The organism is Actinoplanes sp. M2I2 (assembly GCF_023544445.1).
Taxonomy (GTDB): Bacteria; Actinomycetota; Actinomycetes; order Mycobacteriales; family Micromonosporaceae; genus Actinoplanes.
Genome location: NZ_JALPVJ010000036.1, coordinates 1 through 13,337, shown reverse-complemented (window position 1 = coordinate 13,337; position 13,337 = coordinate 1). Strand labels below are relative to the sequence as shown.

Genomic DNA, 13,337 nt, shown 5'->3' with positions numbered 1-13,337 from the left:
TCTCCTCGCGAGCCACCGGCGCCCCGCCTGGCACGGCTCGCACCCGGCCCGCCGGCACGTGGACTTCGCGTCCCGTGCCGGTGGGCCGGTACTGTTCGTCCCGATGGTTGAACCGATGACTCCACCGGACGGGCTCTTCTCCCTGGCTCGGCCGGGCGCCACCCCGGCCCCCGGTCCGGCCGACGGTTTCACCGCCCCGGCGGCCGACGCCCCGCTGCCGGTGCGCATGCGGCCCGCCACCCTCGACGAGCTGGTCGGCCAGGAACATCTGCTCGCTCCCGGCGCGCCGCTGCGTCAGCTGGTCACCGGGGCCAGCCCGATGTCGGTGATCCTGTGGGGCCCGCCCGGCACCGGCAAGACCACGATCGCCCACCTCGTCGCCGGGGCCACCAACCGCAAGTTCGTCGCCATGTCGGCGCTCTCGGCCGGGGTCAAGGACGTGCGCGCGGTGATCGACACGGCCCGCCGTGAACGCCGTCACGGCGGCCCGCCCACCGTGCTGTTCATCGACGAGGTCCACCGCTTCAGCAAGACCCAGCAGGACTCGCTGCTCGCCGCGGTCGAGGACCGGACGGTCACCCTCCTCGCGGCCACCACCGAAAATCCGTACTTCTCGGTCATCTCGCCGCTGCTGTCGCGCTGTGTGCTGCTCACCCTGCAGGCGCTCGACGACGACGACGTCCGCGGCCTGCTGCGCCGCGCGGTCGCCGACGAGCGCGGCCTGGGCGGCGCGGTCACCCTCGCACCCGAGGCCGAGGAGCATCTCGTACGCCTGGCGTCGGGCGACGTCCGCAAGGCGCTCACCGCCCTCGAAGCCGCGGCGGGCTCGGCCGAGGCGCAGGGCGCGCATGAGATCGACCTCGCGACCGCGGAGAAAGCGGTCGACGTGGCCGCCGTGCGCTACGACCGCGACGGCGACGCCCACTACGACGTGACCAGCGCGTTCATCAAGAGCATGCGCGGCAGCGACCCCGACGCGGCGCTGCACTGGCTGGCCCGCATGCTGGTGGCCGGCGAGGACCCGCGGTTCATCGCCCGGCGCATCGTCATCTTCGCCAGCGAGGACGTGGGCATGGCCGATCCGCAGGCGCTGCTGGTGGCCACGGCGGCCGCGCAGGCCGTCCAGAACGTGGGTCTGCCCGAGGCCGGGCTCAGCCTGGCCCAAGCCGTGGTGCACCTGGCCACCGCGCCCAAGTCCAACAGCGTGACCACGGCGATCGGCGCGGCCATGGCCGACGTCCGGGCCGGCCGCGGCGGCGCGGTGCCGTCCCACCTGCGCGACGCCCATTACCCGGGCGCCCGGGGGCTCGGGCACGGCCGTGGTTATCGCTATCCGCACGACGACCCCCGCGGAGTGGTGACGCAGCGCTATCTGCCGGACGATCTGGCCGACGCGGAGTACTACCAGCCGACCGACCACGGCGCCGAGCGCGCGATGGGCGAGCGTGTGCCGCGCCTGCGGCGCATCGTCCGTGGTCGCCCGGCAACGCTGCGTGCAACGGATGTGCCGTCCGCCCGGAACAGCCCCCCGACGGGTGGTGCGCCGGCCGCCGATGAGGGACGCTTGCCCGCGACCACGCAGGAACAGCCGGTACCTCCCGGCGCGGCCGATCTCGAGCAGGAGCGGCCCGCGTCACCCGGCCCCGTCCCGGCCGCGGCCGCTTCCGATGGGAGCGTGCCCACAGCCGCGGCTGGTAGCCTCGCCGATCCGGACGTGACCGGGACGACTGCGCCGGCCACACCCGAGAGGGCAGACGACAGCGGCTCAGCCGCCGGAAAGGAACAGCCGTGACCCCGCGCGGTGCCGATCGGCCCGACGACGACGCTGACCTGCGCAACGAGCAGGCCGGGGGGCGAAAGGGTCGCCGATTCGGCCGCGGGCGTCCCGAGCCGGTCGAGCCCGAGGTGGTGTCGCAGGAGGAGACCGGCTGGCTCGACGATCTGCGCACGGCGAAACAGGAGCGGAGCGCGATCGGCCCCGGCACCCTCGCCGGCGAGACCCGGTTCGGCAAGTCCGGCCGGAAGGCCCCCGGCCCCGACGACGTCCCGGACAGCGACGACTTCCCCGCCTTCGGCGCCGCCCCCGACGAGCCGGGCGGCAGCGGTGAGTTCCCGGCCGGCGCCCGGCCGCCGGCCCCGGCCCCCGGCCGGGCCCAGCCGGTCCAGCCGCACCCTGGCCAACCATCTCCGGGTTCGCCGCACCCGGGCCAGCCCGGGGCGGTGCCTCCGGGGCGTGGCTCGCGGGGTCAGATCCCCGGCGGCCGGGCGGTTCCCGTCCAGGCTGCCCCGGGCCGCGCCGGCGTTCCGCCGCAGGGCGCGCCCCAGCCCGGCGGCGCGGTTCCGCCGGGGCCGGGTCAGGGCACGCCGGCCGGGCGGGCCCAGGCACCGGGGCGTGGTGCGCCCGAGCAGCACGGGTCTCCGGGCCGGCCCGGCGTGGACCCCCGTGACTTCGACGGCATGACGTCCGGTCCGGTCGTGCCGGTCACCGGAAACGCCCCCCAGGTGCCCTCGGTCCGGCCGGTGTCCCCGGCTTCGCGCCCGACCTCTCCGGGCGGGTCGACTCGCGGTCGTGACCGCTTCCGCTCCGACGGCCCGTCGCCGGGCGGCCCCGGGCAGCCGGTTTCGGGTGCGCCCGACGGCGCCGGTTACCGCGGTCGTGACGCGGCTTCGGGTGCGTTCGGCGCCGGTTCCGGGGCGTCCGATGATCCGGGTGTCGGCGGTCGCGGCCCGGCCGGTGAGTACGGCGGCGCCGCGCGACCGGCCGGTGCTCCCGGTGTCGGCGGTTCTCGTTCGGCCGGTGAGTACGGCAGTGCCGCTCGCCCCGCTTCCGGTGCTCCGGGTGCCGGCGGTCGTGGTGCGGCCGGTGAGTACGGCGGCGCTCCTGATGCCGGCGGGCGTGGTGCGGCCGCCGAGTACGGCGGTGCTGCTCGTCCCGCTTCCGGTGTGCCGGGTGCTTCGGGCGTCGGGCGGCGTCGTTCGGCCGTCGAGTACGGCGGTGCCGCTCGTCCCGCTTCGGGTGCGCCGGGTGCTCCCGGCGCCGACCGGCGGGGTTCGGCCGGTGAGTACGGCAGTGGTTCCGGTGAGTCCGGCGCTTACGAGCGCCATCCGGCGGCCGGTGAGCTCGGCGGCGCCGGTGCGGGACGGCCCGTGTCCGGTGCGGCGGGGCCGGCCTTCCCCGGTGGTGGACCAGACTATGCCGGCGCCGGAACCGGCCAGGTCGGCGCCGGACGTGGCACCGGGCCGGTCGGCGGCCGGCACGGGCGCGGCGACAACGACGGCCCGGGCGAGCGCACGGGTCGGCACGGCACCGCCGAACCAGGCGAACGCGGCCGCGGATCCGCGCGTCCCGGCCAGTCGGACGATCTTCGTGGCGCCGCGGGGGACTCCACCGGTCCGTGGGATCCCGCAGGCCCCGGCGGGCCCGCCCGCGCCCGCGATCTGCCCGATGAGGGCAGCGCGCGACAGGTGGCGGAGCAGGACGGTCGCGGTGGCCGGGCCGGCCGGGGTGCCGTGCCCACGCAGGGCGGCCGCCGGTCGGAATCGCTCGAGCCCGGCGGTGGCAGCCGCAGCGTCCCCCGCCACGGCGGTGCGGGACGCGGCGGGCCACAGTCCGGCCCGGACACCGCCGGACCGCAGGGCGGCCCTCGCCCGGACGGGCCGGCCGGGCCCGGTCGTGGTGGGTCGCAGGAGGTCCCCGATCCCGACGGGTCGGGCGGACCCGGTGGCGGCGGTGAGGCGCAGGATTTTTCCGATCCGACCAGGCCGGCCCGGCCTGGTCGTGGTGGGACGCAGCACGGGACTGATCGAGGTGGACCGGCGCGGCCGGGCCGCGGCACGCCGCAGGACGGCGCTGACCAGGGTGCACCGGGCCGGTCGGGCCGGGTCGGACCGCAGGGTGGTCCGGGTCAGAGCGGCGCCGGCGGGCGTGGCCCGGGCGGCGCCGGGATGTCGGGGCACACCGGCGGTTTCCCCGTAACCCCGCCCGGGGCGACCGGGGCGGGGCAGACCGCGCGGGCCGCTGCTGTGGTGCCGCCGGTCGTGCCGGGGCGCGAAGGCGTGCGGACCCCGGCGGTTCCGGGGCGGGCCGGCGCGATGGCCGGGCAGACCTCGGGCGTCATCCCCCGGGCCGGTGAGGCGTCGGGCCGGGTCGGCCGGCGTGGCGGTCCGCAGCCGGGCCAGCCGCAGCCGGGCCAGCCGCAACCACGCCAGTCACAGCCGGGCCAGTCACAGCCGGGCCAGTCACAGCCAGGCCAGCCGCAGCCGGGCGACCAGAACGAGGACAGCCGCCAGGGCCAGGGCCGGCCTGAGCCGGGCCGCCGCAGCCGGGGCGGGAGGGGCGCGGGCGCTGCTCCCGTTCGTCCGGTGTCTCCGCCGGCCGATCCGGTATCGCCGGGCCGGCCGCAGAGCCTCTACGGGCAGGCGCCGAACGCCCCGTCCGGCAACCAGCCGTCGCCCTCTCAGCCCTACGGCCAGGCGGCGCCGGCTCAGGACTACGGCCAGCCGTCGCCGGCCCAGCCTTACGGCCAAGCCGGGCCGGCTCAGGACTACGGCCAACCGCCGTCCACTCGGCCTTATGGTCACGCCGAGCCGGCTCAGGACTACGGCCAGTCGTCGCCGGCCCAGCCCCACCCCCCGCTGCCGGTCCGGGATTACCACCATCCGTCGCCGGGTCAGCCCTACGGTCAGCCGGTGCCGGATGCCTATGGGCGGTCCGCTCCCGCGCAGGACTACGGAACACCGGCGCCCGCGCAGACGTCGCCGGTGCCGGGGGAGTACGGCCAGCTTTCGCGGGCCGGAAGCGTCCCCGGCGTGCCGCGCGGCGATGCCGACCAGGACGACAACGACCGGCCCCGGCACGGCCGGGCGCCCGGAGCGGCGCCGGGCGACGCCGACCAGGTCCCGGGTGAATACGGGCAACTTTCACGAGCACAAGCGGTGCCCGGCCGACCGCCGGCCGGCCCGGGCGCTGCCGCTTCGGCGACGGGCCCGGCCGCAGCCGGTGGGCCGGCCGGAACCGCGGCGATTCGTGCCGCTCAGAACAATCCCGCTGCCGGCCCGGCGGCGGGTTCCCGGGCGGTTCGCGGTGCTCAGCGTGGTGCCACCGCGGGGTCGGCGGGGGTTCGTGGCGCTCGGGGCGGTGCCGCTTCGGGCCCGATCGACGGACCGGCGGGTCGTGGCTCCCAGGGCGGTACTGCTTCCGGCCCGGCGGGTTCGGCGGCGGTTCGTGCTGCCCAGAGCGGTGCGGCCCCGGCGGGTTCAGCGGCGGTTCGTGGTGCTCAGGGCGGTGCTGCTTCGGCCGCGATGAGTGGCTCGGCGGGTTCGGCGGCCGTTCGATCCGCTCAGGGCGGTGGAACGGCGGCTCCGGGCGCCGGGCCGGCAGCTTCTCCGGCGGTTCGTGGTGCCCAGGGCGGTGCGGCCGCGGCCGCCCGCGCGGTGGCGCCCGGCCGCCCGGCAAGCCCGACGACGCACGGCTCGGCGAGCGGCGACCCGTCGGTCGGCGGTGCGGCGGGTTCGGCGTCGGTCGGCGGTGCGGCAGGTTCTGCATCGGTCGGCGGTGCGGCCGGGTCCGCATCGGTCGGCGGCCCGGCGGGTTCAGCGTCGGTCGGCGGCGCGGCGGGTTCGGCTTCGGTCGGCGGTGCGGCGGGTTCCGCGTCGGTCGGCACTGCGGGCTCGGCCGCCGTCGGCGCTGCCGGCGTTGCCGCGGGACCGGCCTCGGCCGGTGTGCCGGGCAGCGCCGCCGGCGCCGCGAGGGTCCGACCGGCGTCCGGGGGCGCCGCGCCCGTCGGTGGCGCAGTGGCCGCCGCCCGGGTCGGCTCGGCCTCGGTGGCCGCGCCCGCGGGGATGCCCGCGCGGGCATCCGCCGGCTCGGGACCGGACGGCGACGGCGTACCCCTCAGGGGTGAAGATGGACGTTCGAGCGGCGCCGCCCGGGCTCCGGTCGTCGGGGCCAAGGCCGCGGCGGCGAAGGCCGCGGGCATCGCCGGGGCGGCCGGCCCGGGCGAGGACGAGCCCGACGACGAGCCGGGCCGCGGCGGCCTGCGTCAGCAACTGCGCAGCCGGCGCAAGCTCGTCCTGCTCTCGCTGGCCGTCGTGGTGCTGGTCGTGCTGCCGGCCTTCTTCGGTCTGCGCGCCGCAAGCAGCGACCCGGTGTTCGGCTCGCTCGACTCGCTCGACGTGCCCACGTGGGCCACGCAGAAGGTCGACGACCAGAGCAGCGGCAGCCGGTGGTGCTTCATCGACTGCACGTTCCGCGAGCGTACGGCCGAGTCGCAGCGGCCGATCCCGGAGACCACCGCGGCGTACACCTCGGCTCTGACCTCGGCCGGCTGGTCGCCGTGGAAGGTGGCGGACTGCCCGGAGGAGCCGCTCAAGACCGGGGACGGCACCTACACCTGCTGGAAGCGGGACGAGTTCACACTGGACCTGCGCGTGGGCCGGCCCAAGTGCGAGGTCGACCAGATCGCCGCCAACGACCCGGCGCTGGCCGGGTCGACGGCTCCGCCGGTGACGCCGCCGGGGCAGTGCGTCGGATCCTCGGTGAGTATCAAGGTGTGGCACGCGATCGCCGACACCCGCGGCAAGCCCGACCCGCAGAAGAGCCCGCTGGTGGGGGAGACCCCGGACGCGCCGATCCCCGACGACCCGCTCCTGACGCCGACACCCTCGGCGTCGTGACGCGGGCTGAGGTCACGGACGGTAGGGTCTGCACGTTGACCCGCCGAATGTGATCTTTGTAAGGGAGAAGCGCCTGATGGACGCCGGAGATATCGCAGGCCTGATCGCGGCGGGCGCGTTTCTGATGCTCGTCTTCGTGCTCGCCGTGCCGATCTTCAAGCTGGGCCGCACGGTCGACGCCGCCACGCGGGCGATCAACGACCTGACCGACCGTACCGGCCCGCTGCTGGGTGACGTGAACGAGACTGTCCGTAACGTGAACACCGCACTGGGTCAGGTGCAGGTCTCTTTGGACGGAGTGAACGTCCAGCTCGAGAAGGTCGACACGATCACCGAGCACGCCGCGCACGTCACCGCCAACGTGGCCAACCTGTCGACGGTCGTCGCGGCCGCGGCGGCCAACCCGTTGGTCAAGGTGGCGTCGTTCGGCTACGGCCTGCGCAAGACCGTGCAGGCCCGGCGGAACGCCGAGGAGTCCCGGGAGATCCGCGAGACCCTCAAGCAGCGCCGCAAGGCCGCTCGCCGCTGACCAGCCGTCACCCGACAAGACAAGCGAAGGGAACCACCCGCCATGAAGCGCCTGCTCTGGCTGGGCGTCGGCCTGGCCGTCGGCGCCGTCGTCGTTCGCAAACTCACCCAGAAGGCGAACGAGTTCACCCCGTCCGGCATCGCCACCACGCTGTCGCAATCCGCTGGCGGCCTGGTCGAGTCGGTGCGTAGCTTCGTGGATGACGTCCGTGAGCTCGCGGCGGACCGCGAGGAACAGATCAACAAGGCTTTCGCCCAGGGTGAGCTGTACGTGGACGAGGACGGCCCGGACGGCCAGGAGGGGAACCGATGAAAACGGCGGAGATCAAGCGGCGCTATCTGGCGCATTTCGAGGCCAACGGGCACACGGTCGTGCCGAGTGCCCCGCTGCCCGCTATCGACGACCCCAACCTGCTGTTCATCAACGCCGGCATGGTCCAGTTCGTGCCGTACTTCCTGGGTCAGCGCAGCCCGGCCTTCAAGCGCGCCGTCAGCGTGCAGAAGTGCATCCGTACGCCGGACATCGACGAGGTCGGCAAGACCTCTCGGCACGGCACGTTCTTCCAGATGAACGGCAACTTCTCGTTCGGCGACTACTTCAAGGAAGGCGCGATCAAGCTCGCCTGGGAGCTGGTCACCAAGCCGCAGTCCGAGGGGGGTTACGGCCTCGACCCGGAGCGGATCTGGCCGACCGTCTTCCTGGACGACGACGAGGCGTACGCGCACTGGAAGGCCATCGGCGTCCCCGAGTCGCGGATCGTTCGCCGCAACGAGAAGGACAACTTCTGGTCGATGGGCATCCCCGGCCCGGCCGGCCCGTGCTCGGAGATCTTCTACGACCGCGGCCCGCAGTACGGCCGTGAGGGTGGTCCGGCGGTCGACGAGGACCGCTACATGGAGATCTGGAATCTGGTCTTCATGCAGTACGCCATCACCGACGTGAAGTCGAAGACCGACTTCACGATCGTCGGCGACCTGCCCAACAAGAACATCGACACCGGCATGGGCCTGGAGCGCGTCGCGTCGGTCCTGCAGGGCGTCGACAACCTGTACGAGATCGACGAGGTCCGCCCGATCCTGGCCCGCGCGGCCGAGATGACCGGCAAGGTCTACGGCGCGCACTCCGGGCACGTCGCCGGCGAGTCGCACCCCGACGACGTACGCCTGCGGGTGATCGCCGACCACGTGCGCACCGCGCTCATGCTGATCGGCGACGGTGTCACGCCGAGCAACGAGGGCCGTGGCTACGTGCTGCGGCGGATCATGCGCCGGGCGATCCGGTCGATCCGCCTGCTCGGCTGGCAGGCGCCGGCGCTGCCCGAGCTGCTGCCGGTGGCCCGCGACTGCATGGCGCCGTCGTACCCGGAGCTGGCCGAGGAGTTCGGCCGGATCTCCACGTACGCGTACGCCGAGGAGGACGCGTTCCTCTCCACGCTGCGCGCGGGCACGACGATCCTCGACACCGCGATCAGCGACACCAAGAAGACGGGCGGCGCCAAGCTGAGCGGCGACCGCGCGTTCCAGCTGCACGACACGTACGGCTTCCCGATCGACCTGACCCTGGAGATCGCGCAGGAGCAGGGCCTCGACGTCGACCAGGACGGCTTCCGCCGGCTCATGGCCGACCAGCGGTCCCGGGCCAAGGCCGACGCGGCGGCGCGCAAGACCGGTCACGCCGACCTCTCGGCCTACCGGACCGCGCTCGACGCCGGCGGCCCGGTCGAGTTCACCGGCTATCAGGAGGTCACCCGCGAGTCGCGGGTGCGCTCGCTGATCGGTGGCGGCGGCGCGCTCGAGGTGGCCGGCGAGGGCGACTTCGTCGAGCTGGTCCTCGACACGACGCCGTTCTACGCCGAGGGCGGTGGCCAGCAGGCCGACACCGGCGTCATCAAGGTCGGCGGCGGCCAGGTCGAGGTCGTCGACGTGCAGCAGCCCGTCCCGGGCCTGATCGTGCACAAGGCGCGGGTCATCCGGGGCGAGATCCGGGTGGGCGAGGCGGCCGAGGCCGAGATCGACGTGACCCGGCGCAAGGCGATCTCGCGCTCGCACACGGCGACCCACCTGATCCACCAGACGATGCGCGCGTTCCTCGGCGAGTCGGCGACCCAGGCCGGCTCGTTGAACGCCCCGGGCCGGCTGCGGTTCGACTTCAACACCCCGGGGGCCGTCTCGCCCGCGGTGCTCAACGACGTCGAGCAGCAGGTCAACGAGGTGCTGCTGCGTGACCTCGAGGTCCACGCGTTCATCACCTCCCAGGAGGAAGCGCGCCGGCTGGGCGCGATGGCGCTGTTCGGGGAGAAGTACGGCGACGAGGTCCGAGTGGTTGAAGTCGGCGACTACGCGCGTGAACTTTGCGGCGGCACGCATGTGGCCCGCTCGGGCCAGCTCGGCCTCGTGAAGATCCTCAACGAGCAGTCGATCGGCTCCGGCGTGCGCCGCGTGGAGGCCCTGGTCGGCATCGACGCGTTCGGCTTCCTGGCCAAGGAGCACCTGCTGGTGTCCCGCCTGGCCGAGCTGTTCCGGGTGCCCGGCGACCAGGTCGCCGACCGGGTCGAGCAGACGGTCACCGCGCTGCGCGACGCCGAGAAGGAGCTCGAGAAGATGCGGGCCCAGATGGTGCTCGGCGGCGCCGGCACGCTGGCCGCCCAGGCCAAGGACCTGCGCGGCGTGGCCTTCGTCGGGGCCGAGGCTCCGGAAGGGGCGGCCGGCAACGACGTGCGTACCCTGGCCCAGGAGATCCGCGGCAAGATCGACGCGGCTCGCCCCGCGGTCGTCGCGGTGGCGGCCCGGTCGAACGGCAAGGCGTCGCTGATCGTCGCGCTCAACGCGGCGGCGAAGGGTCGCGGGCTCTCCGCGGCCGACCTGGTCAAGGGCGCGCTGTCCGGCCGGGGCGGCGGCAACGCCGATCTGGCCCAGGGTGGCGGTCTCCCCGCCGACCAGGTCCCGTCGCTGCTGGCGGCGGTCGAGAAGGCGGTGAACGAGGCTGCGGCCTAGTGGTGACTACGGAGGGTGGCCGAATGAGCGCACTGTCGCGGGGTAGGCGACTGGGCGTGGATGTCGGTAAGGTGCGCGTCGGGGTCGCCATCAGCGACCCTGACGGGATTCTGGCCACCCCCCTGGTCACGTTGTCCCGTGACATGGGTGCGGCTGAGGATGCCGTGCCTGGCGACATAGCTGAGCTCGTCCGCCTCGTGGGGGAACACGAGGTGGTGCAGATCGTGGTGGGACTCCCGGTTCGCCTGAACGGGGCTGAGGGGCCTGCTGCCATCGACATCCGTGCGTACACCGGGCGACTGGTGGCGGCGGTCGGCGAAGTGCCGGTCGTCTTGACGGACGAAAGGATGTCGACCGTGGTCGCGACCCGTAGGCTGGCCGAGCGTGGCGTCCGAGGGAAGCGTCAGCGGGCGGTCGTCGACCAGGCGGCCGCGGTGGAGATCCTGCAGAGCTGGCTGGACGCACAGCGGAGGCAGAGATGATCGACGAGCTGGACCTGGCTTTCGACGAGCATGCCGAGAAAGGCAAGCCCCGTCATCGGCGGGGCGCCCGCGGTGCCAAGAAGGGCTCGGGCAAGTCCGGCATCGCCTTTGTGATGGCTTTTGTCCTGCTCGCCGCGCTCGGTGGTGGCGTGTACTTCGGCTACAACAAGGTCAAGGGATTCTTCACGGCCGCCGACTACGACGGCGCCGGCGGCGAGGCCATGCAGGTCACGATCGAGAAGAACGCGACCCTGACCGAGATCGGCAACACGCTGGTCGAGTCCGACGTCGTCAAGAGCACCAAGGCCTTCGTCAACGCCGCGGACGAGAACCCCAAGGGCAAGAACATCCAGTCCGGCACGTACAACATGAAGAAGCAGATGTCGGCGGCCAACGCCGTGACCATGCTCCTGGACCCCAAGGCGCGTGTCACCCGCGGTGTCACCATCCGCGAGGGTCTGACCATGATGCAGACCTACGAGCTGCTCTCCAAGGCCACCAAGATCCCGGTGGACGACTTCGTGGAAGCGGCCAAGAAGCCCGAGGACCTGGGCGTTCCCGACTTCTGGTTCAACCGCCGCGACGGCAAGCCGGCCCGTAAGTCGATCGAGGGCTTCCTCTTCCCGGACACGTACGAGTTCGACCCCAAGCTGGACGCGAAGGGCATCCTCGAGGTGATGGTGGGCAAGTTCATCGACACCACCACGGATCTCGGCTTCATCGACACGGTGGAGAACAACCTGTCGGTGTCGCCCTTCGAGGCGCTGATCGTCGCGTCGCTGGCCCAGGCCGAGTCCGGCGCGGCCAAGGACACCGCGAAGATCGCCCGAGTGGCCTACAACCGCACGTACATCCAGAAGCCGCCGATGCCGCTGCAGTTCGACGTCACGGCGAACTACTGGCTCCAGCTCAAGGGCGGCGAGGCCAAGCACTCCGGTCAGCTGTCCAAGGCCGAGCTCAACGACCCCAAGAACCCGTACAACTCGGTGAGCCAGGCCGGGCTGACCCCGGGCCCGATCGACAGCCCGGGCCGGGCCGCGCTCCAGGCGGCGATGAAGCCGGCCAGCGGGCCGTGGCTGTTCTTCGTGGCCGTCGACAAGGCCGGCAACTCCGCCTTCGCCGTCACCGACGCCGAGCACGAGAAAAACATCGACAAGGCGTGCGCGAACGGCATCAAACTGCAGTGCGACTAATCTGTCGGGCGTGACAACGACCCCGTCCCGGCGCGCCGCGGTGTGCGGCCGGCCGATCGCGCACTCGCTGTCGCCGGTGATCCACAACGCCGGCTACGCCGCGGCGGGGCTGCCCGGCTGGTCGTACTCGTCCTTCGAGTGCGTCGAGGCCGACCTCGCCGCCCTGGTCGCCGGGCTGGGCCCGGAGTGGGCCGGGCTGTCGCTGACGATGCCGCTCAAGGCCGAGGCGCTGCGCCTGGCCGCGGTGGCCACCCCGGTCGCGGTCGCGACGGGTGCGGCCAACACGCTCGTACGCCGGGAGGACGGCAGCTGGCAGGCCGACAACACCGACGTGACCGGCATGGTCCGGGTGCTGCGCGACGCCGGTCTCAAGCCCGCGCCGTCGGTGACCGTGCTCGGCGGTGGCGGCACAGCCCGCGCCGCCCTGGCCGCCGCCGCCCAGCTCGGCGCCTCGGCCGTTACGGTGGTGACCCGTCGCCCGGCCGCGCTGACCGAGTTGGCGCCGGCCGCGGCCGCGCTCGGCGTCACGATGCTGAGCGTGCCGTGGGGCCGCGCCCCCGAGACGTTCCAGGCCGATGCGGTGATCTCCACGGTGCCCAAGGGCGCGGGCGACCACCTGGCCGGCGAGGTGCCCTGGCGCGACGGCACGGTGCTGTTCGACGCGCTCTACGACCCGTGGCCGACCCCGCTGGCGGCCGATGCGCTGGCCCACGGCGTACCGGTGCTGTCCGGTCTCGACCTGTTGCTGGCGCAGGCGCTGAGCCAGTTCGAGCAGTTCACCGGCGTCGTCCCGGCCCCCGAGCAGGCGATGCGGGAAGCGCTGCTCCGTGCCGCCGCGACCCGATGACGTCTTCATAGACCGAGGGTGACCGGGCCGGCGGGGACCCCGGACGTGAGCAGGTCGGACAGCAGAGTGGCAAGGTCCCGCGGCGAGAACAGGTCAGGCCCGGTGTAACCGGCGACTTCGGTGAGCCTCCACCACCGGAAGGTCTCGAGGAGCTCATCAGCCGCGAGGTGGTCGTCGGTGAACTCGCCCCGAGGCTCGAAGCGGGCGGTCCGCACGAGGAAGTAGTCGTTGACGATGCCGTCGAAGCCGGACGCCTGGTCCGCGCCGACGATCACTTGATGCCAGACGTGCGGCGGATCGACCGCGGTGACCAGGCCCGTCTCCTCCAGCAGCTCGCGGCGCAGCGCGGACCGCCCGTCCTCACCCGGTTCGATGCCACCACCGGGGGCAGCCCAGACGCCCGGTGCGCCGCTCGGGACCGCCGGGTGGGGGCGGCTAACTGTTGGCGCTTCGTGCATCTTTGGCGCTCTTAAGGCGGCTATGATGCTCGGGTGAACCTCAAGGAATGGGCGGCGTCGACCGGCATCGCGTACATCACCGCTCGGCGGCAGTACGCGGCCGGGACGCTGCCCGTTCCCACCTACCGGATCGGCCGCCTCATCATGGTCGGCGAGCCGG

At 73.6% G+C, this 13,337-nt stretch carries 9 protein-coding genes; 8 read left to right on the top strand and 1 reads right to left on the bottom strand.

From position 1 onward, the window contains the following. The first annotated feature begins 115 nt into the window (after window positions 1–115). From HJC40_RS42185 to HJC40_RS42150, 8 genes are all read left to right on the top strand, one after another. Entirely contained in the window at window positions 116–1,792 is a 1,677-nt protein-coding gene (locus HJC40_RS42185; RefSeq protein WP_250009350.1) for a replication-associated recombination protein A, read from the top strand. A 4,001-nt stretch (window positions 1,793–5,793) separates the two neighbouring features. Next, on the top strand, window positions 5,794–6,675 hold the full coding sequence (locus HJC40_RS42180; protein WP_250009347.1) for a hypothetical protein: 882 nt from the start codon (window positions 5,794–5,796) through the stop codon (window positions 6,673–6,675). Between the two features lie 76 nt (window positions 6,676–6,751). Continuing rightward, window positions 6,752–7,204: a DUF948 domain-containing protein gene (locus HJC40_RS42175; protein WP_250009346.1), complete on the top strand. Its 453-nt coding sequence runs from the start codon at window positions 6,752–6,754 to the stop codon at window positions 7,202–7,204. A 42-nt stretch (window positions 7,205–7,246) separates the two neighbouring features. Beyond that, window positions 7,247–7,516 carry a hypothetical protein gene (locus HJC40_RS42170; RefSeq protein ID WP_250009345.1) on the top strand — a complete coding sequence of 90 codons (270 nt, stop codon included), beginning with the start codon at window positions 7,247–7,249 and terminating at the stop codon, window positions 7,514–7,516. Then, window positions 7,513–10,197, top strand: a complete 2,685-nt coding sequence (alaS, locus tag HJC40_RS42165; RefSeq protein WP_250009343.1) for an alanine--tRNA ligase — start codon at window positions 7,513–7,515, stop codon at window positions 10,195–10,197. The genes HJC40_RS42170 and alaS overlap by 4 nt, the downstream gene beginning before the upstream one ends. A 23-nt stretch (window positions 10,198–10,220) precedes the next feature. Then, window positions 10,221–10,679 (top strand): Holliday junction resolvase RuvX, encoded by a 459-nt coding sequence (ruvX, locus tag HJC40_RS42160; protein WP_250009342.1) that lies wholly within the window; start codon window positions 10,221–10,223, stop codon window positions 10,677–10,679. Continuing rightward, a complete protein-coding gene (gene mltG / locus HJC40_RS42155) occupies window positions 10,676–11,872 on the top strand; it encodes an endolytic transglycosylase MltG (RefSeq protein WP_250009340.1) in 1,197 nt (398 codons plus the stop codon). Before ruvX ends, mltG begins: the two co-directional genes overlap by 4 nt. A 10-nt stretch (window positions 11,873–11,882) precedes the next feature. Beyond that, window positions 11,883–12,719 (top strand): shikimate dehydrogenase, encoded by an 837-nt coding sequence (locus tag HJC40_RS42150; RefSeq protein WP_250009338.1) that lies wholly within the window; start codon window positions 11,883–11,885, stop codon window positions 12,717–12,719. A 5-nt stretch (window positions 12,720–12,724) separates the two neighbouring features. On the opposite strand, the gene HJC40_RS42145 is transcribed toward HJC40_RS42150, so the two are convergent. Further along, window positions 12,725–13,177 carry an NUDIX domain-containing protein gene (locus HJC40_RS42145; protein ID WP_250009335.1) on the bottom strand — a complete coding sequence of 151 codons (453 nt, stop codon included), beginning with the start codon at window positions 13,175–13,177 and terminating at the stop codon, window positions 12,725–12,727. Window positions 13,178–13,337 lie beyond the last annotated feature (160 nt).